The sequence below is a fragment of the Haladaptatus sp. AB643 genome (assembly GCF_024136975.1).
In the GTDB taxonomy this organism is placed as follows: Archaea; Halobacteriota; Halobacteria; order Halobacteriales; family Haladaptataceae; genus Haladaptatus.
In genome coordinates, this window is the sequence record NZ_JAMYJW010000003.1 from 129,553 (window position 1) to 155,881 (window position 26,329).

The 26,329-nt window shown below is 61.9% G+C and carries 30 protein-coding genes; 14 read left to right on the forward strand and 16 right to left on the reverse strand.

Going from position 1 to position 26,329, the window contains the following annotated elements; genetic code table 11:
• The first annotated feature begins 11 nt into the window (after nt 1-11).
• The 10 genes from NKF25_RS07735 (at nt 12) to NKF25_RS07780 (ending at nt 4,913) form a co-directional block, all read left to right on the forward strand.
• Nucleotides 12-662, forward strand: a complete 651-nt coding sequence (locus NKF25_RS07735; RefSeq protein ID WP_253226115.1) for a DNA polymerase V family protein — start codon at nt 12-14, stop codon at nt 660-662.
• A 152-nt stretch (nt 663-814) separates the two neighbouring features.
• A complete protein-coding gene (locus NKF25_RS07740; RefSeq protein WP_253226116.1) occupies nt 815-1,441 on the forward strand; it encodes a GvpL/GvpF family gas vesicle protein in 627 nt (208 codons plus the stop codon).
• The gene (gene gvpG, locus NKF25_RS07745; RefSeq protein ID WP_066146109.1) at nt 1,438-1,692 is read left to right on the forward strand and encodes a gas vesicle protein GvpG; all 255 of its coding nucleotides are present in this window, start codon (nt 1,438-1,440) and stop codon (nt 1,690-1,692) included. The genes NKF25_RS07740 and gvpG overlap by 4 nt, the downstream gene beginning before the upstream one ends.
• Nucleotides 1,692-2,114, forward strand: a complete 423-nt coding sequence (gene gvpH / locus NKF25_RS07750) for a gas vesicle protein GvpH (RefSeq protein ID WP_253226117.1) — start codon at nt 1,692-1,694, stop codon at nt 2,112-2,114. The genes gvpG and gvpH overlap by 1 nt, the downstream gene beginning before the upstream one ends.
• Nucleotides 2,107-2,859: a hypothetical protein gene (locus tag NKF25_RS07755; RefSeq protein WP_253226118.1), complete on the forward strand. Its 753-nt coding sequence runs from the start codon at nt 2,107-2,109 to the stop codon at nt 2,857-2,859. The genes gvpH and NKF25_RS07755 overlap by 8 nt, the downstream gene beginning before the upstream one ends.
• Entirely contained in the window at nt 2,852-3,256 is a 405-nt protein-coding gene (locus NKF25_RS07760; protein ID WP_253226119.1) for a gas vesicle protein, read from the forward strand. The genes NKF25_RS07755 and NKF25_RS07760 overlap by 8 nt, the downstream gene beginning before the upstream one ends.
• A complete protein-coding gene (locus tag NKF25_RS07765; protein ID WP_253226120.1) occupies nt 3,243-3,560 on the forward strand; it encodes a gas vesicle protein K in 318 nt (105 codons plus the stop codon). Before NKF25_RS07760 ends, NKF25_RS07765 begins: the two co-directional genes overlap by 14 nt.
• Entirely contained in the window at nt 3,553-4,347 is a 795-nt protein-coding gene (gvpL, locus tag NKF25_RS07770; protein WP_253226121.1) for a gas vesicle protein GvpL, read from the forward strand. The genes NKF25_RS07765 and gvpL overlap by 8 nt, the downstream gene beginning before the upstream one ends.
• Complete coding sequence (locus tag NKF25_RS07775; protein ID WP_066146128.1) at nt 4,344-4,592, forward strand: gas vesicle protein; 249 nt, start codon at nt 4,344-4,346, stop codon at nt 4,590-4,592. Before gvpL ends, NKF25_RS07775 begins: the two co-directional genes overlap by 4 nt.
• 84 nt (nt 4,593-4,676) lie before the next feature.
• Nucleotides 4,677-4,913 carry a PRC-barrel domain containing protein gene (locus NKF25_RS07780; protein WP_253226122.1) on the forward strand — a complete coding sequence of 79 codons (237 nt, stop codon included), beginning with the start codon at nt 4,677-4,679 and terminating at the stop codon, nt 4,911-4,913.
• A gap of 25 nt (nt 4,914-4,938) precedes the next feature.
• Here NKF25_RS07780 and NKF25_RS07785 read toward each other — a convergent pair whose 3' ends face one another.
• The 11 genes from NKF25_RS07785 to NKF25_RS07835 all read right to left on the reverse strand — a co-directional run bounded on the left by NKF25_RS07785 (nt 4,939) and on the right by NKF25_RS07835 (nt 16,340).
• A complete protein-coding gene (locus NKF25_RS07785) occupies nt 4,939-6,063 on the reverse strand; it encodes an AI-2E family transporter (protein WP_253226123.1) in 1,125 nt (374 codons plus the stop codon).
• A 75-nt stretch (nt 6,064-6,138) separates the two neighbouring features.
• Nucleotides 6,139-6,864 carry a ribosome assembly factor SBDS gene (locus tag NKF25_RS07790; protein WP_253226124.1) on the reverse strand — a complete coding sequence of 242 codons (726 nt, stop codon included), beginning with the start codon at nt 6,862-6,864 and terminating at the stop codon, nt 6,139-6,141.
• Nucleotides 6,865-6,918: 54 nt separating this feature from the next.
• Complete coding sequence (gene psmA / locus NKF25_RS07795) at nt 6,919-7,677, reverse strand: archaeal proteasome endopeptidase complex subunit alpha (protein ID WP_253226125.1); 759 nt, start codon at nt 7,675-7,677, stop codon at nt 6,919-6,921.
• Nucleotides 7,678-7,681: 4 nt separating this feature from the next.
• Nucleotides 7,682-8,161 carry an Rpp14/Pop5 family protein gene (locus NKF25_RS07800; protein ID WP_253226126.1) on the reverse strand — a complete coding sequence of 160 codons (480 nt, stop codon included), beginning with the start codon at nt 8,159-8,161 and terminating at the stop codon, nt 7,682-7,684.
• A 222-nt stretch (nt 8,162-8,383) separates the two neighbouring features.
• The gene (locus NKF25_RS07805) at nt 8,384-9,175 is read right to left on the reverse strand and encodes an ABC transporter permease (protein ID WP_253226127.1); all 792 of its coding nucleotides are present in this window, start codon (nt 9,173-9,175) and stop codon (nt 8,384-8,386) included.
• Nucleotides 9,172-10,203 (reverse strand): ABC transporter ATP-binding protein, encoded by a 1,032-nt coding sequence (locus NKF25_RS07810; protein WP_253226128.1) that lies wholly within the window; start codon nt 10,201-10,203, stop codon nt 9,172-9,174. Before NKF25_RS07810 ends, NKF25_RS07805 begins: the two co-directional genes overlap by 4 nt.
• A gap of 46 nt (nt 10,204-10,249) precedes the next feature.
• The gene (locus NKF25_RS07815) at nt 10,250-11,566 is read right to left on the reverse strand and encodes an aspartate aminotransferase family protein (RefSeq protein ID WP_253226129.1); all 1,317 of its coding nucleotides are present in this window, start codon (nt 11,564-11,566) and stop codon (nt 10,250-10,252) included.
• A 42-nt stretch (nt 11,567-11,608) separates the two neighbouring features.
• Entirely contained in the window at nt 11,609-12,934 is a 1,326-nt protein-coding gene (locus NKF25_RS07820; protein WP_253226130.1) for a dicarboxylate/amino acid:cation symporter, read from the reverse strand.
• Between the two features lie 272 nt (nt 12,935-13,206).
• Nucleotides 13,207-14,916: a dihydroxy-acid dehydratase gene (gene ilvD / locus NKF25_RS07825; RefSeq protein ID WP_253226131.1), complete on the reverse strand. Its 1,710-nt coding sequence runs from the start codon at nt 14,914-14,916 to the stop codon at nt 13,207-13,209.
• Between the two features lie 87 nt (nt 14,917-15,003).
• Nucleotides 15,004-15,177: a hypothetical protein gene (locus NKF25_RS07830; RefSeq protein ID WP_253226132.1), complete on the reverse strand. Its 174-nt coding sequence runs from the start codon at nt 15,175-15,177 to the stop codon at nt 15,004-15,006.
• A gap of 278 nt (nt 15,178-15,455) precedes the next feature.
• Entirely contained in the window at nt 15,456-16,340 is an 885-nt protein-coding gene (locus NKF25_RS07835) for a sulfurtransferase (protein WP_253226133.1), read from the reverse strand.
• 110 nt (nt 16,341-16,450) lie between these two features.
• Here NKF25_RS07835 and NKF25_RS07840 point away from each other — a divergent pair, with 110 nt between their 5' ends.
• The 3 genes from NKF25_RS07840 (at nt 16,451) to NKF25_RS07850 (ending at nt 21,282) form a co-directional block, all read left to right on the forward strand.
• Nucleotides 16,451-16,708, forward strand: a complete 258-nt coding sequence (locus NKF25_RS07840) for a hypothetical protein (protein WP_253226134.1) — start codon at nt 16,451-16,453, stop codon at nt 16,706-16,708.
• A gap of 451 nt (nt 16,709-17,159) precedes the next feature.
• Complete coding sequence (gene katG, locus NKF25_RS07845; RefSeq protein WP_253226135.1) at nt 17,160-19,310, forward strand: catalase/peroxidase HPI; 2,151 nt, start codon at nt 17,160-17,162, stop codon at nt 19,308-19,310.
• Nucleotides 19,311-19,470: 160 nt separating this feature from the next.
• A complete protein-coding gene (locus NKF25_RS07850) occupies nt 19,471-21,282 on the forward strand; it encodes a prolyl oligopeptidase family serine peptidase (RefSeq protein ID WP_253226136.1) in 1,812 nt (603 codons plus the stop codon).
• Between the two features lie 9 nt (nt 21,283-21,291).
• On the opposite strand, the gene NKF25_RS07855 is transcribed toward NKF25_RS07850, so the two are convergent.
• Together NKF25_RS07855 and NKF25_RS07860 are read right to left on the reverse strand one after the other, a co-directional pair.
• Nucleotides 21,292-22,272 carry a hypothetical protein gene (locus NKF25_RS07855; protein WP_253226137.1) on the reverse strand — a complete coding sequence of 327 codons (981 nt, stop codon included), beginning with the start codon at nt 22,270-22,272 and terminating at the stop codon, nt 21,292-21,294.
• A 223-nt stretch (nt 22,273-22,495) separates the two neighbouring features.
• Nucleotides 22,496-22,693, reverse strand: coding sequence for a 30S ribosomal protein S17e (locus NKF25_RS07860; protein ID WP_253226138.1), 198 nt, complete (start codon nt 22,691-22,693; stop codon nt 22,496-22,498).
• 98 nt (nt 22,694-22,791) lie between these two features.
• On the opposite strand from NKF25_RS07860, the gene NKF25_RS07865 reads away from it, so the two are divergent.
• Complete coding sequence (locus NKF25_RS07865) at nt 22,792-23,037, forward strand: BolA family protein (RefSeq protein ID WP_066146712.1); 246 nt, start codon at nt 22,792-22,794, stop codon at nt 23,035-23,037.
• Between the two features lie 180 nt (nt 23,038-23,217).
• On the opposite strand, the gene ugpC is transcribed toward NKF25_RS07865, so the two are convergent.
• The 3 genes from ugpC to NKF25_RS07880 form a co-directional block, all read right to left on the reverse strand.
• Complete coding sequence (ugpC, locus tag NKF25_RS07870) at nt 23,218-24,378, reverse strand: sn-glycerol-3-phosphate ABC transporter ATP-binding protein UgpC (protein ID WP_253226139.1); 1,161 nt, start codon at nt 24,376-24,378, stop codon at nt 23,218-23,220.
• A gap of 70 nt (nt 24,379-24,448) precedes the next feature.
• On the reverse strand, nt 24,449-25,273 hold the full coding sequence (locus NKF25_RS07875; protein WP_223301964.1) for a carbohydrate ABC transporter permease: 825 nt from the start codon (nt 25,271-25,273) through the stop codon (nt 24,449-24,451).
• 56 nt (nt 25,274-25,329) lie between these two features.
• Complete coding sequence (locus tag NKF25_RS07880) at nt 25,330-26,313, reverse strand: sugar ABC transporter permease (protein ID WP_253226140.1); 984 nt, start codon at nt 26,311-26,313, stop codon at nt 25,330-25,332.
• Nucleotides 26,314-26,329 lie beyond the last annotated feature (16 nt).

Consider the following 26,329-nt stretch of genomic DNA (forward strand, 5'->3'; position numbering starts at 1 on the left):
TGAGGGACATCATGACTGAAGAAAACACGGTACGAAAGCTAGTCGAAGGGGATATGGGGAAGGAACTGAACGCGGAACGAGTCGTGAACGCGCTCACCGAGATGGAGGGCGAGAACGGCCAAGCTATCGGTCGGGACCTCGGACGGGTCGTCGGCTGTGGTCTGGGGATGCTCGTCGGGCGGAGAGTCGGGGCGTCGCTCGGCGACCGTCTCGAACATCGACTGGAGGCCCCGGAGGCGTCCGAGGAGGAATCGGAAGCGGAGCCCACACGGGAACAGCTCGTCCTCCAGCGAGTCCAGGAGGTCCTGGAGGTGAGCAAGGAGGATGCCCAGGATATACTCGCCACCGCGAGCAGCATCGGCATGGAGAGTGCGGACGGTGAAAGCGAGTCCTCGGAGGAAGACGAGCAACCGGCGGAGACGGCCGACGATGAGGCCGGAGCCGATAAATCCGAGGAAGACGGATCGAAGGAGAGCCAGTCGAAAGACGAATCGGGCGAGCAAGAGGTGACGGACGACTCCGGCGACGAAAGCGAAGCCGAAGACGACTCCGATGCAGAAGGTGAGCCGACGGTCGAACTCGACCAACTCTCGAACGACGACCTTCAGGTGTTGGCGAACGACCTGATGGAGGAACTCGACCGTCGGAAGGCCGCCCAGTGAGGCATCGACGTTCGTTACCTCCAGCGGTCGGCGAGCGGGTGAAAAATGGGTGAGACGCCACAATGCGGTGCGTGCTTGCACTCTCCGCCACACGACTTATTAAGGCACGTCTCGTCGCTTTCCAGTCGTAGGAGCACCGTCTCCATGAAACGATGAGTTCGAACCGATACGTCTACGGGGTCGTCGAGAAGAACGATTTCGAGTTCGACACTGACGCTGTCGCTGGTGGTGACCGAGTGTACACGGTAACGTACCGGACGCTCTCGGCCGTCGTCTCGGACATCGACACGACCGAACCCGAACGAACCGACGAGGATAGCAAACGCCACGACGAGGTACTCCGCGAGGTCCTCGAACGTGACGACGTGGACGCCGTCGTGCCGATGCAGTTCGGCATGGCGTTCAAGGATAACCGCACGCTGAAGTCCGTCCTCCGTGGTGCACGGAGAGCGTTCACGAAGGCGCTCAACGAGGTCGATGGGCACGTCGAACTCGGCGTCAAAATCGTGGTCGGGGAGGACGACGAGGTGGACCACGAGGCGATCCGGGAGGACGTCGGCGGACGACTGTCCGACATCGCCGAGAGCGAGACCGAGGACGACCTGTTCAGCGACAGGCTCGCCCTCAACCGCTCGTATCTCGTGGCGACGGACGACCGCGAGGCGTTCGCCGAGGAAGTCGGCGAGCTACGCGAGGAGTACGACGAGTTGACCGTCCAGTACACGGGGCCGTGGGCACCGTACAACTTCGTGGACATCCACATCGGAGCACAGGGATGATCGTCGTCGACGACCTGTTGTTCAGGCCGCTGGTGTCGATGGTGGACGTTCTCCACTCGCTGGCGGTCGACGAGATGTACGACATCGCGGGCATACAGGACGAACTCAAGGAGACGCACATGCTGTACGATCTGGGCGAGTTGTCCGACGAGGAGTACGCGCAACGAAAAGCCGACCTCGAAGCGCGACTCGACGCTGCGGAAACGGCCCACGAACGGCTGCGAAACGGGAAAGTCGAGGTGAAACGATAATGGGAATCATCGAACGGTTGGTCAGATTGGCGAACGAACTCTCGGACGACGAGAAACGAACGTACGCTGGCGAACACGGTAGCTCGGGGGGACGAATCAACTACGGGATTTCGCTTGACTCCGTCGCGTCGGGTCACCCCCGAAAGCAGCGGAGTCAGCCCCGGACACAACCGCGGCAACGATATCTAACGAACACGCGGGAGGAGGACGGCGAACTCGTCGTCACCATGGACGTCCCCGGCGTTCCGAAGGACGACCTCGGGGTCACGTTCGACGGCGAGACGAACGTGATCGAGATCCGGGACGACGAGCGGCCGATCAAGCGATTCGGCATCGAATGGGACGATGCGGCGATCAGGAACGCATCGTACAACAACTACATCCTCGAACTGCGAATCGGACGGGAGTTACCCGATGGCTAACGAAGAAATCGAACCGTTCCTCGACGAGGTACAGTCGGGACTCGACGGACTGGTGTCGGCGCTCGGGTCGTCGGACTCGTTCGACTCGGTTGCGACGGAAGCCGAGAACCTCTGGAACGTGTTGGACGAGGGCGAGGACGTGCTAGACGAACTCGACCTGACCGACCTTCCGGACGTACTCGAACTGTCCGAACTCCGGGACGTGGTCGAGTTGGAGGACACGGACGACGCCATCGACGAAGGTGACGCCGGGGAGGTCATCGACGTTCGGAGCCTCATCAGCGCCATCAAGTTCCGGGAGCTATGGTCGTCCACGGACGTTCGAAGCCTGTGGGAGGAGAGCGACGAGTTCACCGACGCCCTCGAAGAAATCGGCGTCGGAGACGACGAGTCGGACGACGACGACATGATCGAAATGGACGAGGACCTCGAAACCGAGATGCAGTCCGAACTGTACGAGTCGAAACTCCAGTCACAGCTCCAGGAAAGCGTGGAAGAGTTCCGGGACGGGCTCATCGACACACGGAACGACCTGAAGGAAGCCAGGGAGGAAAACGAGTCGATGGGGTCCACCGGACAGCCGTCGTCCGGTAACCCGTCAGCGTATTCCACGATGGCCGCATCCGGCTCCACCGAGGCCAGCGTCGCACGCTATTCGACGGTTCCGAAGAGTGGCTGGCACTCGTCCGGGTCGAAGAACAAGCGAATCTACGGTCGTCGATTCGAGGAGGAAGAGGATGGGTGAGACCGGACCCACCCGGAGCCAGTCCGACCTCGCCGAGATGCTGGAACTGCTGCTCGACAAGGGCGTCGTCATCAACGCCGATATCGTGGTGACGGTCGGCGAGACGGAACTGCTCGGCGTGAAACTCCGAGCCGCCATCGCGTCGTTCGAGACGGCGGCACAGTACGGCCTCGAATTTCCGGAAGGAACCGACATGAAGCGCGTCGAGGAAGCCGCAGGCGTCGAGGAACTGCCCGAATCCGAAACCGTGACTGTCGGCGTCTCCCCCGACGAGGAAGGGGACGACGAAGCGGAGACCGATGACGAGGACGCCGACGCGGACGACAGTGACGAGGATGGAGAGGAGGAAGAAACGGAGGCGAAAGCCGAAGCGGAGGCGGAGCATGACGGCGATTGAAGTGGATGGTGACGACGCCGGAAAAGGACTCGTCGCGCTCGTCATCACGGTGGTCGAACTGCTCGTCGAGGCGATGGAGCGCGAGGCGGTTCGACGGATGGAGTACGACGACCTAACGCCCGAGGAGATCGAGCGACTCGGGACGCAGTTGGCGGCCATCGAGGACGAATTGGAGCGACTGAAAGAGTCCGAGGGGATCGAGGAAGGCGTGGATACCCTCCGTGGCGATCTGGACGACCTGATTTCGGACGCACTGATCGACCTCGCGGACCGCGAACCCGGCATGGAGGAGTACGGTGGCTGATTCCGAGTTCGAGGAGGGGCGATACCTCTACTGTGTCGTGGATGCAGGAGCGGACGAAGACACGACCGATTTTTCGGAGGCAGGTATCGACGGCGGTTCCGTCTCGGTGCTCGTTCACGATGGGCTGGGTGCGGTCGTCCAGTCCTGTGATTCGCCGTTCGATTCGGACGACCTCGGGCGGGTTCGGGAGTGGTTGCTCACCCATCAGTCCGTGGTGGACGCCGCCGGGGAACGGTTCGGAACCCCGCTTCCGTTCCGCTTCGATACGATTCTCAAGGGCGACGACGACGCGGTGATGGAGTGGCTGGCTGACCAGTCCGAGACCCTCGAAACCCATCTCGACGACTTCGCGGGACACTGGGAGTACCGCGTCGGCGTCGCGTGGGACGAGGACCGCGTGCAGGACGAACTCGAAGCCGACGACGAAAAGCTGGCCGAACTGCGTGGGAAGGTCGACGAGGCGAACGAGGGGACCGCGTTTTTGCTCGAAAAGCAGTACGACAATCGACTCCGTGACCTCCGACGGGCGCGGCAGAAGGATCTGACCGCGCGACTCCGCGACGGACTCGACCCCCTCGTGCGCGAGTTCGAGGTATTGGATTCGAGCAGCGGGGTTCTCGGGTCGGATTCCTCGGACGAAGTCGTGCAGGTTGCGTTCTTGGCTCACGAGGACCACGAGGAGGAAATCGGCGAGTTATTGGACGACGTGGCGGCGGACCCGGGTATCGAGATCAGGTTTACCGGGCCGTGGCCGCCGTACTCGTTCGCACCGGAGTTGGACGCATGAAACCGACGAAGGACGACCACGCCGTCGTGGACTTGCTCGACGTGATCCTGCGGGACGGCGTCATTCTACAAGCAGACGTGGTCATCACAGTGGCGGACATCCCGCTCGTCGGCCTGAGTCTTCGGGCGGCCCTCGCGGGCATGTCAACGATGACCGACTACGGCTATTTCGAGGAGTGGGATGCCGTCCAGCGGGAACTCGCACGTGCACCGGACGACCATCCGTTGCTTCCCGACGACGGGTGACGCCCCCGAAATCGTGGATGCGGATAAGGCCCTTGAACTCGCAACCAGCGACGGTTCCCGGCGAACGGACGAGTTACGAACGCGATGACAACGCAAATCACTGACGACGACGAGGGGAAGAAAGTCGTGGACAACTCCGGCGACCAAGTCGGTATCGTCTCCGACGTACAGCACGGTACCGCCCACGTGGACCCCGACCCCGGCATCACCGACAAGGTGAAGTCGAAACTCGGGTGGGGCGACCGGGACGAGGACACCTATCCGCTCCAGGATGAGATGGTTTCGTCGGTCACCGACGACGAAATCCGACTCCAGGCGTAGACGAATTCCGTTCGGACATCCTCGTTCATTTTCGTTCGTCTTTTTTCTCCGACCGCGCTTCGTCCGGGGGATTCGACCCGATGGAGAGCGACGAGGTTGGCGTCACGCGTCGACCGTGGACCAGGTCACCGAAAACGATGTCGGCGAACTGCACGACGAGTACCAGCACCAGCGGCCCCAGAAAGATGCCGTACCAGCCGAACAGGACTCCGCCCAGAATGTAGGCGAACATCACGAGCCCCGTGTGCGTCGTCCGCCCGGAGATGTACGGCCGGATGACCGTCTGTGGGAGAAGGTCGAGCAGTACCAGCGAGACGAGGAAGAACACGAGCGGAAACCAGAGCAGTTTGGAATCGACTTCGAACGCCTCCCATCCGAAGTACAGCGTGAGCGGGACGTACACCAGTTTCCCGACGACGATGGGAACGAACGTGGCGAGGCCGGTCAACAGGGCGAAGACGGTCGGCAGGGGAAATGCGACCCCGTCGGGGGCAACCGCGGCGAACCAGTTGTAGAGGAGCGTCGCCGCGACGCCGACGAGGAGGACGGTGAGGACGTTCCCGAAGTACACGATTGCGAGGTCGCTATCGACCGCCGAGACGTATGCCACGACGGCGCTGTCCTCGCCCATCTCGCCGCGGAACCAATCCGCCAGTCGGTTCCCGTCCCGGAGCGCGAAGAAGGCGAAGGAGATGGAGAGAAACAGCGTGAGCAGCCCACGAGAAACGATGCCGAGCGATTCGGTGGCGGTCGTGAAATCGCCCCACAGACTCCGGAAATCGGACGTGAGCAGTCGTTGTGGATGGGCGAGGAGGTCGGGGACTGACGTCGCTCCGGGAAACAGGTGGGAGTAATACGTCCCGATGGCGGCCCCTGTGTACGCGCTGAGTTCGCGCACGCCGACGGCGACGGTGTAGCCGACGAGTGCCAGCGCCGGAAGCGAGAGCAAAAAGAGGGTCCCCGCGGCCGCGAGCGTCTTCGATTCGACGTATCTCGTCACCCGGCGATAGATCGGGCGTGATCCGTAGTAGATGAACAACCCGAGGACGAGCGTGCCGACGAACGCGTAGGCCACGAAGGCGAGCGCGGCCGCCAGTACGATGGCGAGCGCCCACCACCCGATGCGCGAACGCTCTTCGGAGAACTCCATCGTCACCCACACACGACGGCCGCACGGAAGGGTCTGTCTGCCGAATTACCGTGTCAGAACGAGTCGTTCGAACGATTATCGCGTCTGGAGGTCGTCCTCGTCCTTGATGATTCGCGTCTCGGCCTCGCCGCTCGTGTTCTCGTTCACGAGGTCGTAAAACTCGTTCTGCATCCCCGCGGGGAAGGTCATCACGCCGACCCACGACCCGTCGTTCTGCCACTCCTCACGCTCCAGTTCGCCGAACTGTCGAATTCGGGCCTGTGCGCTCCCTGCGTAGTTGGCGGGTACCTGCACCGCGATGGTCACCTCGTCGAACCTGATCGGGATGACGGGGCGCAGCGCGTCGAGCGCGTCGTCGACCTGCTGGTCAGCGGGCTCCATCGGGTCCACCGAGAATCCGGCCTGCTCCAGCGCGCTCTCGATGCGGTCCGGCGGGTGCGGCGCGTTGTCCATCTGCGGGTTGACCGCGTTGCGCGCGATCTGGGTGACCAATTGCTTGTGCTTCTGTTCCTGCATCTCCTTTCGCTGTTCGGCCGTGATCTGGATCTCCCCGCGCTCGATGACTTGGGGGATGATTTCGAGCGGGTCCGTCGTCTCGAAGACCGTCTCCAAATCCTCTTCGGCCGGTCGGTCCCCTCGACTCGCGTTTTCGAACACGTCCTCGGCGGCGATGATGTCCTCGATGTCCCCATCGAACTCGCCGCGTTTCATCGCCAGCGCCGCGTCCGGATCCACGAGGACTTCGAAGCGCGCACCGTGCGATTCGAGACGCGCCGTCACCGCCTCTTCGAGTGATATCATACCCGAAGGTAAACGCGCCCACCTAAAAGATGTTTCCCGCAAAAAACGTCGAAATTACTCTTCCGGCTCTTCGTCGTCCTCGGTTTCGAGGAGGTCGAGTTCGTCGAGGTAGCCCTCGACTTCGTCGTCGTCGAGCATGCGGAAGCGCTCGGTCTCGACGTCGACGGTGGCGAGGCCGACACCCGTCGGCGAGAGTGCGTCGTCGTTGACGGTGCCGAGGCCGCTCAGGGCGAGGTCGATACCGCTGTCCAGATCCATTCCTTCGCTGTAGTTCGATTCGAGGTAGTCCTGAATCTCGCCGCGGTCGGAACCGACGGCGAGCGCCTTCCATTCGTACGGCGTTCCGGACGGGTCGGTCTCGTAGAGACGCGGTTCGCCGTTCTCGATGCCGCCGATGATGAGCGCGACACCGAACGGTCGTGCGCCGCCGACCTGCGTGTACTGCTGGATGTGGTCGGTGACTTCCTTCGTCAGCGTCTCGACGCCGATTGGCTCGCCGTAGCGCAGGCGGTTGACCTGCGACTGACGGCGGGCGAAGTCGATGAGTTGTCGGGCGTCGGCGACGTGGCCCGCGCTGGCGATGCCGATGTGGTCGTCCGACTTGTGGAGCTTTTCGACGCTCGTCTGCTCCATGAGCGGCGACCGGGTGTGTTTGTCTACCGCGAGGACGACGCCACCTTCGGTCCGGACACCGATGCTGGCGCTTCCTCGTTTAACGGCCTCTCGTGCATATTCGACTTGATAGAGACGGCCGTCCGGGGAGAAGATCGTAATCCCTCGGTCGTACGCCTGCTGTTGGGCTTGTCCCTGCATAGTATCACTCGAAATCGAGTTCGGTCGCGCCTACGAACGAGTCATCGACCTGAATGTCGAAGACGCCGTCCCGAACGACGGCGGGTCGTTGCTCGTCCGCAAACACGACGCTTCTCTCGCCCGAAAGTTCCCTGCGGCGACCTAAATACTTTTCTTCACAACCTCGGACCGTCCCGCTTATACCACGGACGAACACGCCGACGGAATCGCCCTGTATCTCCTCGATACAGGCCAACACCGCCCGCGCCTCGTCGGTGTGTCCGCGCCGAGCACGCACCAGCGCCTCACCCTCGCCGTCCTCGAACTCGAAGCCGTAGACGGTCAGGTCGGCGTCGGCGCTCCCGGCGTCCCCGAGGAAGTTCTGCGCGGCGAACCAGATGCTCCGCTGGAACGAACGACGGTCGATGTCCGCGTCGGGCCACCCTTCGAGGCCGACCGCGAGATAACGCCAGTGCGGCCTGATGTGCTTCGGGAGATGTTTCATTCGGGCTTCTGCTGTGGGTTGGGGATGGACGAATTTGAATGATTTGAATGGGGACGTTCTCCCGTCGAAAGTCGGTTCGTATCGCTCAGTTCTTTCAGTCTGATGGCGCAACAAGCGGCTCGGCTACTGTAGTCTCGGAAAATGGAACTTCCCTCGAAAAGTCGCTCACACGGACTGGAATTTACGATCACAATAAAAATCAACCTCGCTCGAAATTCGCAGCTATTCCGTCAGGCCGTAGCCGCGGCGGAACAGGAACACGTCGATCGCCACCACGATGATCGTGAGCCCCGTCAGCACGCCCAGCGAGAGGTTGGGGTCGAGTTCGGACGCGCCGAGGAAGCCGTAGCGGACGCCGTCCACCATGTACACCATCGGGTTGAGCATGGTGAGGGTCCGGAGGAGTTCCGAATTGAGGCTGTCCAGCGTGTAGAACACGCCACCGAAGAAGACGAGCGGGCGGACGATGAACTGGTTCATCATCGTCAGGTTGTCCCAGTCGTCGGCCCAGAGGCCGCCGACCACGCCGAAGCTCGAAAACAGCAGCGTGATGACGACCGCGAAGGCGAGCAGATAGAACGGTCTGGCGACTCCGACTGACGTGAAGAACGCGCCGAGGACGGCGATGAGCGCGCCGACGAGCAACCCGCGCGTCGCCCCGGAGACGATGTAGGAGGCGACCATCCGCGAGTAGGACATCGGCGAGGTGAGCGTTTCCTCGATGTAGCGGTTCCATCTCCCGTGGAAGATGGAGAAACAGGAGTTCTCGAAGGCGTTCGAGATGGCTCCCAGCACGACCAGTCCGGGCAGGATGAAGACGATATACGGGACCGCGTGGCCGTCGAACTGCATCTTCCCGACGCGACTGCCGAGGATGACCCCGAACACGGAGAAGTACAACACGTTCGTGACGAACGGCGGGACGAACGTGTTCCGCGGCCGCCGCAGGAACCGCAGGATTTCGCGGCGCGTCAGCGTGATGAACCCGGTCAATCCCTCGTTCGCGTTGCTCACGCGTCGTCACCTCCGACGATGGCCGCGAGTTCGGAATCGTCGCGGTCGAAGTCGTCCGTCTTCCCGTCTCCATCGCCCGCCCCCTCGTTTCCATCGCTCGTGCTCTCGTTCGCCCGCGTCATCTCCACGAACACCTCTTCGAGCGAGGTGCGCGAGATGTCGAAGTGGATGATCTCGAACCCTTTCCGGTCGAGTTCGCGCACGAGTTCCGGCGCGAGCAGCCCGGCCTCCGGAGCGGTAATGACGAGTTCGTCGCCCGACAGCTCCACCTCCTCGATTTTGTCCCGACCGGCGGAGAGCTGCGGCGCGGATTCGGGCGGGTTGCGGAGCGAGATGGTGATCTTGTCCGGGCCGCGACCCATTAGCTCCTCCGGGCTCGCCACCTCGACGATACGGCCCGAATCGAGGATGGCGACCTCGTCACAGAGGCGTTCGGCCTCCTCGATGTAGTGGGTCGTGAGCAGAATCGTGGTCCCCGACTCGTTGAGTTCGGTGATGAGGTCCCACAGGTCGTGGCGCAACTGCACGTCCACCCCGGCCGTCGGTTCGTCGAGAATGAGCAGATCGGGTTTCGTGATGAGCGCCCGCGCGAGGACGAACCGGCGTTTCATCCCGCCCGAGAGCCAGTCGAAGCGCGTGTCGCGCTTGTCGTAAATTCCCACGCGCCGAAGTACCTCGTCGGCGCGCTCGCCCGCCTCCGACCGCGGGATGCCGTGGTAGCCCGCCTTGTGCTCCAGCACCTCTCGAATCGGGAAGAAGCGGTCCACGTTGAACTCCTGTGGCGCGAGCCCGATTCGGTCGCGCGCCTCGCGGTAGTCGTCCTCCACGTCCGCGCCGAACACCTCCGCCGTGCCGCCCGAGTTCTTCACCAGTCCGACGAGGATGTTGATGAACGTCGTCTTTCCCGCCCCGTTCGGCCCGAGCAGGCCGAAAAACGAGCCCTTCGGAACGTCGAGGTCGATTCCCTTGAGCGCTCGTACCTCCCCGTATTCTTTCTCCAAATCACGTATGCGTATCGCAGAATCCATCGGACGACCCGTAACAGTCGGGCACGGTTAAGGGTGCTGAACCCGGTCAAAGGTTCCCAAACACGTCGTCCGCGGCGTCGAGATATGCGGCGAGGTTCTCCTCGTCGTGGGCGAACGAGAGGTGATGGCGCTTGTACGGGTTCGGCGTGAAGAAGTGGCCCCGGTTCCGCATGCCCGCGGCGAACTCGTGGAACCGCTCCTCGTCCAGTCCGAGGATGTCCTCGTAGTTCTCGGGTTCGCCCGTCACGCCGAACTGGACGCTGAAGATGCTCCGGTGACCGATGACCCTGCCGTCGATTCCGTGATCCGCCAACAGATCACGGAGTCCGGCCCTGTACTCGTCGCCGAGGTCCGAGACGTGGCCCTGGACGTCCTCCGCCACGATGGTGTCAATGGTCTCGCGCGCCGCGGCGAGTCCGGGGAGGTTGCCCGAGTACGTCCCGCTGATGACGACGCCGGATTTGTTGTCGCCGCCCGCCTGTGAGAGCAGATCCTCGCGGCCGCCGACCGCCGCGACCGGATAACCGTTCCCGAGCGCTTTGGCCACGCACGTCAGGTCGGGCGTGACGCCGAACTCGCCCTGTGCACCGTGGGGCGAGTGACGGAACCCGGTGATGACCTCGTCGAAGATGAGCGGCACGTCCGCGTCCGCGGTGACGTCTCGGACCGTTTCGAGGAACTCCTGCCGGGGGAGGAGACACCCGACCGAGTGCGGCACGGGTTCGAGGATGACGGCCGCGAGGTCGTCGCCGTGTTCGCGGAATATCTCCTCGACGGCCTCGCCGTCGTTGAATGGGGCGACGAGCGTGTTCTCCACGGCGGCCGGGAGCATCCCCTCGGATTCGGGATGCCCCTCGCCGAGTCCGTCCTCCGGCGGGTAGACGCTCACGTCCACGTAGTCGTGCCACCCGTGATAGCAGCCCTCGAATTTCAGGATCTTGTCGTTCCCCGTGTACGCCCTGGCGAGACGAATCGCGTGGTAGGTCGCCTCGCTTCCGCTGTTACAGAAGTTCACCTGCTCGATGCTCGGCAGGAGGTCGACCAGTCGCTCGGCCACTTCGACTTCGAGCGGGGCCGTTCCGGTTCCGTAGAGCACGCCGTCGTCGATGGCGTTCCGCGCCGCCTCGTCCACCGCTTCGTAGCCGTGTCCGAGAATGATGGGACCGAATCCGAGGTGATAATCGGTGTACTCGTCGCCGTCGACCGTGGTGAGCGTCGCGCCCTTCGAACGTTCGAAGGCCACTTCCCCGGTGTCGTACGCTTGCGCCCGAAGTCCGGTCTGTGCGCCGCCCGGAATCACCTCGCGGGCACGCTCGACGATTCGTTCGCTTTCAGTCGTCTCGTTCGTCGTTTCGGAGTTCATAAAATGTGGATCGTGTCTGTCGTGTCGCTCGCGTTAGTAGTGTCAGTCGTCGGTTTTCGCCGCCGTTGGGACGTCTCCCATTCCGGCGTCACCGTCGGTCCAGACACCGGTGCTGAAGTCGATAGCGTCGTTCCACTTGGCGACGAGCGTCGTCACCGCGAGGTCGCCGGTGACGTTGTTCATCGTCCGCAGACGGTCGAGGAGCGGATCGACCCCCGCGACCATCGCGATGGGTGCCAGCGGCAGACCGACCTGTTGGAACACGACGGTCATCATGATGAGGCTCGCACCCGGAACGCCAGCGGTACCGATGCTGGCGAGCAGCGCCGTGAGGAGGACGCTCAGTTGTTCCGTGAAGGTCAGCGATTTGCCGACCACGTTGGCCGCGAAGATGGCGGCGATGCCGAGATACATGGCCGTTCCGTCCATGTTGATGGTCGCGCCGAGCGGCAGCGAGAAGCTGTACACGTCGTCCTCGATGCCGAGGTTCTCGTCCGCGTTCGACATCGTAACCGGGAGCGTCCCGCTCGAAGAACGAATGCTGAGCGCCGTCATCATGGCGTCCCGACTCCCCTCCACGAAGTCGAACGGGGACTTCCGAACGAGTCCCATGAGGATGATGAGGAAGTACACCACCGACATCTGGATGGCGATGGCGATGGCGAGCGCGGCACAGAGCTTGAACAGCGAGGCGATGGCGTCGATACCGATCTCGCCGAAGAGGGCGGCCATCAGCGCGAACACGCCGATGACACCGTACTCCATCACGCCCCAGACGACCTTGAACATCACCTCGGTACACACCTCGACGGAGTCGAAGATGTCCTCGACGCCGCTTTCCAAGGTCGAACCCGGTTCGGCCTCGTCACGAACGACGGTCAATCCGACGCCGAAGACGAGGGCGAAGAAGATGATGCCGAGCATCTTCCCCTCGGCCATCGCGTTGATCGGGTTTTCCGGGACGATGTTGAGGAGAACGTCCATGAGCGGCGGTGCCTGTCCGGGATCGACGTGTGCGTTTTGCGGGAGATGGATTCCGACGCCGGGGTTGATGAGGTTGGCCACGCCGAGGCCGACGGCGATGGCGATCATCGTCGTCAGGAGATACAGTGCGACCACCTCGCCCCCGATCTTCCCGAGGTTTTTCGGCGAGAGGTGCCGCGCCGCCATCACGAGGGTGAAGACGACGATGGGGACGATGACCATCTTCAACAGTCGGACGAAGAGGTCGCCGAGCGGTTGAAGGTTCGTCGCCGGTTCCCCGAACACGAGACCGACGATGGACCCGAGGACGAACGCTGCAGCAATACGATAGATGAGGGGGACAGATCGATAGCGGCCCCATGCCTGTTGGACATTGTTTGCCATACGTATTCAATAGTGCTCAAAAACAATGCAAAAATACTTCGATTTGGGGCAAATTATGGAATTGAATTCTAATAATAACGATTATATTGAGATCATGTATTTTTCATGGAGATGAGAATAGACGGTTATCGATGTCCGCTATTGTCCATCATTGCCCTACTCATCCCCTCGTTTCTCTCGCTTTCTTCCGCGAGTGTACCGTGTTCATTCTCTGGGAAAGTCAGCACTGGATGATCTTTTGTGGCTACAAAATTTTGTGAAATATATCTGCCTTACTCCCGTTTCACGCCGGGGTTCGTCACGGCACCGTTCGCCGCCGAACCGAATGCGGAGCCGTATTTCGCCAGCACCCCGGTGGTGTACTGCGGTTCTTTGGGTTCCCAATCGTCCAATCGCGCGTCGAATTCGTCGTCCGAAAGGTTCACGGAGAGTTCGCGGTTGGGGATGTCGACGGTGATTTCGTCGCCGTCCTCCACGATCGCGATTGGACCGCCAGCGCGCGCCTCCGGAGCGACGTGACCGACCATCGGGCCGCGGGTCGCACCCGAAAAGCGGCCGTCCGTCAGGAGCGCCACGTCGTCCTCGTGCCCCTGTCCGACGACGGCCGCCGTCACGCCGAGCATTTCGCGCATGCCGGGACCGCCGCGCGGCCCTTCGTTCCTGATGACGATCACGTCGCCGGATTCGATGCCACCTTCCTGCACGTACTCCATCGCGTCCTCCTCGTTCTCGAAGACGCGGGCCGGGCCGGTGTGGTGGAACTTGTCCTCCCCCGTCACCTTCAGCACAGACCCGTCAGGCGAGAGATTCCCTTTGAGGATTTTGATGGCTCCCTCCTCGTGGAACGGGTCGTCCACCGGACGGAGGAAGTCGACGTCCGCCTCCCCGGAGACTCCCAGATGGTCGAGTTCCTCCTCGATGGTGCGGCCCGTCACGGTCATCGTGTCCCCGTGAATCAGGTCGGCGTCGAGCAGACGGCGAAGGATGACGGGGATGCCGCCGATGTCGTGGAGGTCCTTCATCACCCGCGTGCCGCCGGGTTGGAGGTTGGCGATTTTGGGCGTCCGGCGCGAAATCTCGTCGAAGTCGTCGATGTCGAGTTCGATACCGGCCTCCGCCGCGAGTGCGAGCAGGTGGAGGACGGCGTTGGTCGACCCACCCATCGCCACCTGCACCGCGATGGCGTTCTCGAAGGACTCCCGGGTGAGGATGTCGGAGGGCTTGCGGTCGTTCTTCACCGCGTCCAGCGCGATTTCCCCGGCCTGTTCGGCGACCGTGTACCGCTCCGGTGATTCGGCCGGTGGGCTGGCGGAACCGAGCGGGGCGAAGCCGAGGACCTCGCTCATGGTCGCCATCGTGTTCGCGGTGAACATCCCGCCGCAGGACCCCGCGCCGGGGCAGGCGTCGTGTTCGAGTTCGATCAGCTCTTCTTCGCTCATATCGCCGTGGGAGACCGCGCCGACGCCCTCGAAGACGTTCTGGACGGTGACTTCCCGCCCCTCGTGTTCGCCGGGCATGATGGAACCGCCGTACAGAAACACGCTCGGAAGGTCGGTGCGGATGGCCGCCAGCATCATGCCGGGGAGGTTCTTGTCACAACCCGCGACCGTGACGAGGGCGTCCATCCGCTCGCCGAAGGCGACGAGTTCCACGCTGTCGGCGATGACCTCGCGCGAGATGAGGCTTGCCTTCATCCCCTCGGTCCCCATCGAAATCGCGTCCGAGACGGTGATGGTTCCGAACTCGATCGGCATGCCGCCCGCCGCGTTCACGCCGTCGATGGCCGACCCCGCGACGTCGTTCAGGTGGACGTTACAGGGCGTCACGTCGGCCGCCGGGTTCGCAACGCCAACCATCGGCGAGGAGAGGTCCTCGTCGTCGAACCCCATCGCACGAAACATCGCCCGGTGCGGGGCGCGTTCCGGCCCTTCGGTGACTTCTCGGCTTCGTAACGACTCGTCTTTCTCCATGCTGTTTTCCATGGCTGTGAGTATGGGTAACGAGGTGTGTTAAAGCCTCCCGAATCGACAGACCTTGCTGTCGAATCCGCGAGGGGGATTCGACGGGGTTCACGCCCGACGCTGAGTGCGGGAGACCGACGATCCGGTCGGTTTGAGCACGCGCCACGCGATTGGTGGACGGAACAGCGACGTCGGCAGTTGCTCCATCATCATCACGCGAAGGAACCGATGACCGTCGATACTGATGACGGATCGTTTACCGCACTTCCGATAGGACCTCATCCACCACCTCCCGCGCCCGTTCGACGTGTTCGTCCGCTTCCTCGCACCCGGTTTCATCGACGTGTGAGAGCAGTAAAGCGGCTTGTGAGACGCGCTTTTCCACGACCGGTTCGGGTGCACCTCTGGCGTCTCCGACGACCGCTTGTGCTTCGCCGAGGTACTGACTCGGGCGCGTGGCGACCGGCAGAGATGCCGTCGCTTCCAGATGATGGTACAGGTCCGCGACGAGGTCGTGAAGCTCGGTGATGGTCTGCCTTCGTCACCGCCGCAAAAAGAAGCTATTCCTCGCCGGTCTCGATGGGCGCGCGAACCAAGTTCCCCCACTCGGTCCACGACCCGTCGTAGTTGCGTACGTCGTCGAAGCCGAGCAAGTCGTGGAGCGCGAACCACTCGATGGCGGATCGTTCCCCGACTCGGCAGTACGCGATGACCGACTCCTCGCCGTCCACGTCGTGGTCGGCGTACAACTCGCGCAGTTCGTCGGCGGGCTTGAACCGACCATCGTCCTCGAACACTTCGGCGACCGGGATGTTACTCGCACCGGGGACGTGGCCGCCCCGTTGTGCGGTTTCTTTTTGCCCTTCCGGTGCGAGAATTTCACCGGTGAACTCTTCGGGGGAACGGACGTCCACCAGCGGAAGACCGGATTCCATCGCCTTCTCCACGTCGTCCCGGTAGGCCCGAATGCTCTCGAACGGTCCTTTGGCGGTGTAGTTTACCGATGGATGGTTCGGCGAATCCGTGGTCATCGGATAGTCGTTTTCGACCCAGTAGTCCTTCCCGCCGTTCAGCACGCGGGCGTCCTCGTGACCGTAATATTTGAACTCCCAGTAGGCGTACGTGGCGAACCAGTTCGGAATCCAACCGTCGCCGTAGAACACGACGGTCGAGTCCTCGCTGATTCCGTACTCGCCGACCACCTCCTCGAAGTCCTCCTTTTTGAGGATATCCCGCTCGGTTTCGTCCGAGAGGTCCTCGTCCCAATGCATGCCGATTGCCCCGGGGATGTGCCCGTCGTCGTACCGCGACGGGAAGTCGGTATCGGGAATCTCAGGGCTGTTCACCTCCACGAGTCGGTACTCGGGATCGTCGCTTTCGAACGCCTCGATGTTGTCCTCCACCCAATCCGCCGAGACGAGAACGTCGGTTGCGTACTCTGACATCGAACTCTGGACGACGCCCGTCGGCAAAACTGTCCCGGCCAAGGTCGCACCGAAGGGATTGCAGGCCAACAGCCAGCAGTACTACTTTCGTCGACGGCGTTGGGGGAGGTATGTCACTGGAGTCGATACGCGAGACGGTCTCGACGCTTCGCGAATCGCGCGAGGCGATTCACGACGGTCGAATCGCCATCGAGGAGGCCAGAGTCGACCTTCACGCCCGCTACGACCGAGCCAAACGCCGCATCGAGCGAGTCGACCGCGCTATCGACGTGCTCCGGCGAGACGGACCGGACGCCGACCTCCGGGAACTGCTCGACACGCTCGACGGTGGTGTCGGGATGACCGAAATTCCGATCGGTTCCCGATGATCCGGAACGGGATCTCCTGACTACCGGTGCGAACGTGCACTCCGTCCACGTTCGTTGGCCGGTACGCTCATACTCCGTCTATACGTTCAATGATGTATCACGTGGTGTCTACCACGATCCCGGACTGGAAAGCGTAGAACGAGGGGGAGGAAGCGGATTCCCTCGGACACAGGGGATACATGAATAGAAAATTATATGTCATATAGGGGCCTGGAATTTGCAATAGAGAAAAATTATTTTCATAGAAGTGAATTTGAGACGGTGGTAGTGGAAGTGAAGAAAGAGAATAGACAACATAAGCGGCAAATTTATAAACAATACCTCTCATATCCCACGTACAGGAGAGCCAGTTAATGTCCGAGGATACAGCCAAATACGGCAACGGAAAACCTGATTACGAGACGAACGGCGTCGAGAAGCCGACGCTGACCACGAACGGGGGAATCCCCCGATGACGCGTCAGACCGACCGCGATTGGTGGCCGAACCAATTGAACGTGGAACTCCTCGATCAGAACGCTCGGGACGTCAGCCCGATGGACGAGGAGTTCGACTACGGCGAGGCGTTCGAGTCGCTCGACTTCGAGGAAGTGAAGTCGGATATCGAGGACGTGATGACGTCGTCTCAAGACTGGTGGCCAGCGGACTACAGCCACTATGGACCGCTGTTCATCCGGATGGCGTGGCACAGCGCAGGGACGTACCGTACCAAGGACGGCCGCGGCGGTGCGTCCGGCGGACGCCAGCGTCTCCCGCCGATCAACAGCTGGCCTGACAACGTGAACCTCGACAAAGCACGTCGGCTGCTCTGGCCGGTCAAGCAGAAGTACGGCCGCGCGCTCTCGTGGGGTGACCTGATCGTCCTGACCGGGAACGTCGCGCTGGAGTCGATGGGATTCGAGACGTTCGGCTTCGCGGGCGGACGGGAGGATTCGTTCGAGCCGGACGAGGCCGTCGACTGGGGACCGGAGAACGAGTGGGAGACGACGTCCCCCGACCGGTTCGACGAGGGAGGCGACTTGGAGAATCCGCTCGGTAACACCGTGATGGGTCTTATCTACGTGAACCCGGAAGGCCCGTACGGCGAGCCGGACACCGAGGGATCGGCGCACAACATCCGAGAGACGTTCGACCACATGGCGATGAACGACGAGGAGACCGTCGCACTCATCGCCGGCGGGCACACGTTCGGGAAGGTCCACGGCGCGGCCGATCCCGAGGAATACATCGGCCCCGAGCCCGAAGCGGCCCCCATCGACGAACAGGGCCTCGGATGGGAGAACGGCTACGGCGAAGGCGTAGGGACCGACGCGATTACCAGCGGCATCGAAGGGCCGTGGACCAGCGCACCGGTCCAGTGGGACATGGGCTACATCAACAACCTGCTCGACTACGAGTGGGAAGCCCACAAGGGTCCCGGCGGCGCGTGGCAGTGGCGACCGGTCGATGACGAGGCGAAGGAAACCGTCCCGGACGCTCACAACTCCGACGATTCGGTCGACCCGATGATGCTCACGACCGACATCGCGCTCAAAAAGGACCCGGACTACCGCGAGGTCTTGGAGCGCTTCCAAGACGACCCATCCCTGTTCCAGGAATCCTTCGCGAAGGCGTGGTACAAGCTCATCCACCGCGACATGGGCCCGCCGACCCGTTTCCTCGGTCCCGAGGTCCCGGACGAGACGATGCTCTGGCAGGACCCCATCCCCGACGCCGACTACGACCTGATCGGCGAGGACGATATCACCGCTCTCAAACAGGAAACCCTCGACTCGAACCTATCCGTCTCCGAACTAGTCAAAACTGCTTGGGCGTCCGCATCGACGTTCCGCCACAGCGACAAGCGCGGCGGCGCGAACGGAGCGCGTATCCGCCTCGAACCGCAGAAGAGCTGGGAGGTCAATGAACCGGAACAGTTGGAGAACGTGCTGGACACCCTCGAAGGCATCCAAGAGGAGTTCAACGGCTCGCAGCCCGACGGAACGAAGGTGTCGCTCGCCGACCTGATCGTTCTCGGCGGCACGGCGGCCGTCGAACAGGCGGCGGCCGACGCCGGATACGACGTGGATATCCCGTTCGAACCGGGACGGACGGACGCTACGCAGGAGCAGACCGACGTCGAATCCTTCGAAGTCCTCGAACCGGACGCCGACGGGTTCCGCAACTACCTCGGCAGCGAGAACGAGCGCAAACTCGAAGAAATCCTGATCGACGAGGCCGAACTGCTGAGCCTGACCGCTCCCGAGATGACGGTTCTTGTCGGCGGCATGCGAACGCTCGGCGCGAACTACGAAGACAGCGACCTCGGCGTCTTCACCGACGAGCAGGAAACACTGACCAACGACTTCTTCGTGAACCTGCTCGGCATGGACCACGAGTGGGAACCGGTCTCGGACGACGAACAGGTCTTCGAGCTCCGCAACCGCGAGACGGGTGACGTCGAGTGGGAGGCGACCCGCTTCGACCTCATCTTCGGATCGAACTCCCGACTCCGCGCAGTCTCGGAAGTCTACGGTGCCGACGACGGCGAGGAGAAGTTCGTGCGTGACTTCGCCGACACGTGGAGCAAAGTGATGAAGCTCGACCGCTTCGACCTCGAGTAATCGCGGCGCTATCGAGAAGTTACGCATCGACGGACGGTTTTCTTTTTCGTGGAATCGGACATTACTTCGAGTACCCACGATACTTTCCAAAATTGTAATATTAAAAACAGAAACGGAGTTCGGGAAACATTGATGCCCCGACACGACACAGTCTACTTCGATGACAGGAAATTTCTCGCTCGAAGCCCTCGCACGCCTTCCCGAGTTCAACAGTCCAGTGGCCTCACCCGACGGCGAACACGTTGCCGTCTACTACGACGGCACCGGCAGAAACGAACTCCACCTCGTCGACGTTTCGACGGGTGAAACCCGGCAGGTGAGCGACAGCGAGGTTCCCCGAAACGCCCGGCATCCGCTCGAATGGGGACCTGACAGCGACCGGATTTACTTCCACTTGGACGACGCGGGCGACGAACAGAACGACATCTGGGAGATGGACCTCGACGGCAACGCCGCACCCGTCGTCGAGGACTCCGGGCAGTGTCGACTCACCGATGTTCACGACGGAACACTGCTCTACACGAGCAGTGCTGGCGGGCAGATGAACCTCTATCGGTACGACCGCGAGACGGGAACGAGCGAACGACTCACGGAGTACGACTTCGGGGCGTACTCCGGGTTGTCCGCCCCCGATGGCGACCGAATCGTCTATATGACGAACGAATCGGACGATATGGCCAACATAGACGTGTACATCGCCGACGCGGACGGATCGAATCCCCGTACTCTCGAAATCGGCGTCGACGGCAGCGAGAGTTATGCGGTGGACTGGTCCCCCGATGGGACGAAACTCCTCGTCGCCGACAATGCACTGGACAAGACGCACTGTGGCGTCTACGACCTCGAAACGAAATCGGTCGAATGGTTCGGCGACGGCGAGTACGTCGAAGACGCCATCGCGTTCCTCCCGGACGAAAACGGCTTCCTCGCGCTTCGAAGACGACGTGCCGCCGTCGTTCCACTGGTGTACGACTTCGACGGAACCGCGACGGAACTCGACATGCCGACGGGTGTCGCCTCGTTCACCAGTTACGGGGACGCCGCTCTCGTCGGCGACAGTCGTGTGTTGGTCCAAGAAACGACGCCGACGCAGCGACCCGCGCTGCTCGTCCACGACCTCGAATCGGGAGAGACGGAGACGCTCATCGAACCCGTCTACGGCGACATCGACCCCGAGACGTTCACCGACGCCGAATACGTGACGTTCGAGTCGCACGACGGAACCGAAATCGGCGGACTGCTGTACGATTCCGGCGAGCGCCCGTCCAAGGCGGTCGTGAAGGTTCACGGCGGTCCGGCGTCACAGGACCTACGGAGCTTCAAACGGCGAACGCAGTTCTTCCTCGATCGGGGCTACACGGTACTGGAGGTCAACTATCGTGGTTCCACCGGACGCGGCCGCGAGTTCAAAAACAGCCTCATCGGCGACTGGGGCGGTGCCGAACAGGACGACGTCGCCGAAGGGGCACGATGGCTCCGTAACAAGGATTGGATCGACGAGGACGAAGTCATCGTGTACGGAGGGTCCTACGGCGGGTACAGCGCGTACTGGCAGATGGTTCGGTATCCCGAACTGTACGCGGCGGGCATCGCGTGGGTCGGCGTCACCGACCTCCACGACATGCACGAGAACACGATGCCCCACTTCCAGACCGGCCTGATGGAGAAGTACATGGGCGACCCGGATGAGAACCACGACCTCTATCGGGAACGAAGTCCGGTCGAGTACACGGAAAACCTCAGTTCCCCGTTACTCATGGTCCACGGCGTGAACGACCGCCGCGTCCCGGTCTCGCAGGCGAGACTGTTCCGGGACGCGCTGGAGGAGGATGGCTTCGTGAAAGGCGAGGACGAAGACTTCGAGTACGTCGAACTGGGTGAGGAGGGACACGGAAGCACCGACATCGAACAGAAGATCCGCTCGATGGAACTCGTGGCCGACTTCCTCGACCGGCGAGTTGCGGCGAACTAAGTATCGCCATCACCGTTCGCCCACGAGCGCCAACCCGCGTGCCGTCATCCGTTCGAATTCGGTCGGCCACTCCACGACGATTCCTTGCCACGTCGTTCCCGCGTTCTCCGTTTTGAAGAGGCCGCGGTTGTTGACGGCGAACACTTCGCCGCCGGACGTCCCCCGCGCGAACACGGTTCGTGTAACTCCCTCACCCGTCGGGAGGCCATCCAGTCGCTCCCACCGCTCGTCGTCCCGCTTGCGATAGACGGCCGAATCCGCGGAGTCGACGTTATGTGCACTGCGCGGGCCGGTCGCACTGGAGAGCAGGACGATGCTCGGGTCGTCGGGCGCGAGTGCGACGCTCCAGCAGTAACGATGGTCGAGACCTTCCTGCGGGTACTCCCACGTATCACCGCCGTTTTCGGATTCGGCGTAGCCGTCCCCGGCGGCCGACCAAACTCGTCCCGGAGCCTCCGGATGTGTCGTGAGCGAGTGGTTGTCCACGCGGGCGGTCGGTACTTTGTCCTCCCACGTCTCGCCCGCGTCGTACGTCTGAACGAGCGCTCCGGCCTCGATTCCGACGTAGAGGTGGTCTGGGTCGTACGGATCCGGTTCGATCCAGCGGACGTGGTGTGTGTGGGGACGCGGCGGGAACGACCAGTTCGGTTCGGACGGGAGGTCGGTCAATCCCTCCCGCTTCTCCCACGAATCACCGCCGTCCGTGCTTCGGTAGACGGCGCTCGGTTCCGTGCCTACCCACACGGTGTCCGGGTCCGTCGGATCGATGGCGAGCGACATCACCGACTCACGGATCGTCCCGTCGCCGACCGAGTGGAACGACTCGCCGCCGTCCTCGCTCCGGAAGAGACCGGCGTCGAACGTGCCACAGAAGACCCGCTCTCCGGTCGCGACGACGCACTCCAGGTCGTGGTCAGTCAACCGCACCGCCGACGTTTCGGTCCCGTCCGTGACGAACAGTCCGTTTCGCATCGCGGCATATAGTCGCATACTTGAACGACGGGTCCGAACCGCCTGAATCTACCCCTAAATAGTATGTGATCCTACTTGATTCTGCTTCAGGAAACCCTTTATCCACACCCTTTCGTACTCGAATTCGGACACGATGTTGCGCGGGTCGCGGCCGTCGGCGTCGTCCTCGTCGGACTCACGTCGATCTATCTCTAGGAGTCACCCGTCGAGAGCGATGCCGAAACGCCCAGTTCGTCGTAGTTCACTCGACGGTGCGCGGTGGCTTCCCCTCCCGCCTCGTGATGTACCCCGCGATCTTGTTTCGAACGCTCTTCGAGTCCACGTTCGTCAGCGCCGTCACGCTCTCCTTGTTCCGGTCGAAGTCGTCCGTGAACGCCTCGGGGTATCGTTCCAGGAGAACGGTCGCTACTTTTTTGACGTAATCGGGTTGGACTGGCATTGGAAGGTCGTCAACCTACGCCGGGAAAACCGTTGGGGAGGCGGGGCGATTCGTACCGAACCCGTCGTCTTTTGGTGGTCGGCCGAAAAGGAGACCCCATGAACGCAGACGATGTCGCGGAACTCATCGAAGCAGGACTGGAAGATGCGGACGTCACGGTCACCCATCCACGCGGTGTGCACGACGAGGATCACCTCGCTGCGACGGTTATCTCGCCGGCATTCGACGGGAAAACGCTGGTCGAACAGCACCAGATGGTGTACGACACGCTCGGGGAGCACATGACGACGGACATCCACGCGCTCGAACTGAAGACGTACACGCCCGAAGAGTACGACGAGTGAATCGGTACCCTCGACCGGTCGCGGCGTTCGAACGACGCAACTAACGGATCGGACGAGTAGCGACCGTCCTCGCCGCTGTTCGAACGCGAAACGATGAAAGCGGTTTCCCGGGGAGTCGTTCTCGATTCTCGACGCTCGAAGGGAAAGAATCGACTGAAACAACAGAAACGAAAAACGGTGTTAGCGGTTCGGGAGCGTCGCTTCTTGATCGAGGCGGCGGTTACGAAGCGCCGTACCGGTTTCGGTGTCGAACAGGTGTATCGCGTCCTCCGGGATTCGGGCCACGACTTCCTGACCCTCCTCGATGCTTCGCATGCCGCTTAGCGTGGCGACGAACGTCTGGCGTTCCTCCATCGTTTTCGATTCGTCGGCATCGGCAAATCGGAGGTAGACGTTGTTCTCGTTCCCCATCGGTTCCACGACGTCCACGACCGTTTCGAAATCGTGTTCGTCGCTGCCGTTGGAGACGAGTTCCACGTCTTCCGGTCGAACGCCGAGCGTCACGTTCGTCGAATCGCCGAGTTCGTTCGCCGTCTCGGCCGACAGCGCGTAATCGAACTGCTCGCCGACGAGTTTCGACCCGTTCCGCTCCATCTCGAAGAAATTCATCGACGGCTCGCCGATGAATCCCGCGACGAAGAGGTTCGCCGGTTGGTGGTACGCCTCGATGGGCGTGGCGACCTGTTGGAGTTTCCCGTCGTTCAGGATGGCGATCCGGTCGCCCATCGTCATCGCTTCCGTCTGATCGTGGGTGACGTACACCGTCGTCACGCCGAGGTCCTCCTGAAGCCGCTGGAGTTCGGTCCGCATCTGCGAGCGGAGTTTGGCGTCCAGATTCGACAACGGCTCGTCCATCAGGAACACTTCCGGGTCACGGACGATGGCGCGGCCGAGTGCGACGCGCTGTTGTTGCCCGCCGGAGAGTTCGCCCGGTTTCCGGTCGAGCAACTCCGGCATGCCGAGCATTTCGGCCGTCTCCTCGACGAGCGAGTTCATCTCGGCTTTCCCCATGTCGGTGGACTCTTCGAGTCCGAACCGCATGTTCTCCCGCACAGTCATGTGCGGGTACAGCGCGTAGGACTGGAACACCATCGCGATGTCCCGTTCGCCCGGCTTCTTCTCGTTCATTCGCTCGCCACCGAGGCGCATCTCGCCGCTGGTTATCGTCTCCAGGCCCGCAACCATGCGGAGCGTGGTCGATTTCCCACAGCCGGATGGGCCGACGAGTACGAGAAACTCGCCGTCGTCGATATCCACCGTGAAATCGGAGACCGCGACGATTTCGCCGCCACCGCCCTCACGGAACACCTTCGTCACACCGTCCATTTCGAGATTCGTCATTGTGTAATCACCCTGTTGTGCGAACTGCTATCTGTTACTCGAACGTTCAGTACTCGCTTCACAAGTACGTTCATGTTGCGACCCCCTCCGCGAACTGGTCGCCGAACATGATGTACACCAGCAACGTCGGGAAGGCGGCGATGAACGCGCCAGCCATTCGGATACCGAACCCGACGTTCGTGAGGCTCGCGCCGAGCTGTGCCAGCGGAATCGTCACCGGGGATGCCGGTCCCGGACCCATTATCACCAGCGCGAACAGGAGGTCGTTCCAGACCTGCGTGAACTGGTAGATGAGCGTCACCGCGAACATCGGGCCGGACAGCGGCAGGATGATTCGACGATAGATGCCGAACGCGCTCGCACCGTCGAGTTCCGCCGCCTCCAACATTTCCGTCGGGATGTCCTTGTAGTACGTCCGGAACAGGAGCAGTGTGATGGGTATCCCGTAGGCGACGTGTGAGATTATCAGTTCGATCAGTTGACCGTACGTCCCGAACAGGTTGTGAATCGGGAAGTAGATCGCCCAGAACTGCGAGAGCGGAATCAACACCGCCTGATACGGGATGAAAATCCCGGCGATGAACAGCGTCAGAAACGCCGCTTTGTACCGCCACGTGAGGTTCGTCAACCCGTATGCCGTGATGCTTCCGATGAACGCCGATAGCACCGTCGCGGGAATCGCGAGGATGAAGCTGTTGATGAGTCCGGAGGCGAGTTGGGAGAACGCGTCGCTCCAGTGAACGAACGTGAATCCCGACGGTCCCGGCGGGAAGTACGGGAGCGAACCGAGAGCGTCGGATTTGAGCGACGTCATGAGGCCCGTCTCTATCGGGAGGAGATACAGTAACACCAGCGCGACCACTGTCGCGTAGAGGAGGATACGGGAGTATCCCATCCTCGATAGATTGCTTACATCGAATACGGACGTGTCGCTCGAATCAGTTGCCATGGTTATAGCTCACCTCGTTTGTACTGGTACGTGAGATACGGCGCGATGACGACGAGTGCGAGCAGGAACAGCATGATGCCGATAGCCGCCGCGTACGCCGTGTTGTTCGGCGAACCGAACGCTTGTCGCACCATCATCGTCGCCAGAATGTCCGACCCCTTCGGCGGGTAGTACGACCCGGTCAGCGAGTAGAGGAAGTCGAACGCCTTCAGCCCGAACACCATCAGAACGACCGAGGCGCTGATCGTTGCGCCTTTCAGTTGTGGGATCACGACCCGTCGATACAGCCGATACGTCGACGCGCCGTCGACCCGTGCGGCCTCGAAGTGGTCGTTCGGAATCGCGCGCAGTCCGGCGAGGTAGACGACCATCGCGTAGCCGCTGAACTGCCAGACGAGCGCCAAAACCACCGAACCGAGGACGATGCTCGGATCGCTGATCCAGTGCGGTGGGTTCTGGATTCCGATCCCGCGTATGATGACGTTGATCGGTCCGTCGCTGTAGTTGTACATCCAGAGCCAGAACTGTGCGGTGACGACGAACGAGAGGCTCATCGGGAGCAGATAGATGGTTCGGAACGTGTTCTCGAACCGTATCTTCTGGTCGATGAGTATCGCCAGCCCGAGCCCGACGAGCAGGCAGAAGACGGTGAACACGACGAGTAACACGAACGTGTTCTTCGTGGCTGCGAGGAACGTTGGGTCGCTGAACGCACGCGTGTACATCTCGAAGTCGAGATGCGAGTAGGTCGGCGGGACGAAACTGTTGTAGTCGGTCAACGAGACGAGGAAATTCCAGGCGATCGCTCCGTAAACGAAAAAGCCCATCACCAGAAACGGCGGTAGCCAAAACGGGAGCGACCTGAGGAAATCCGGACCCATGTCGAACCGACTGGACGTGCGCTCCGTCGCGGTTCCGCCGTCCGTCCGGAGGTCGTCGGTATTCCCGGTCCGTTTTCGGTATGTGTCTCTCAATTGTTCTATCATAATAACAACGTAAGAT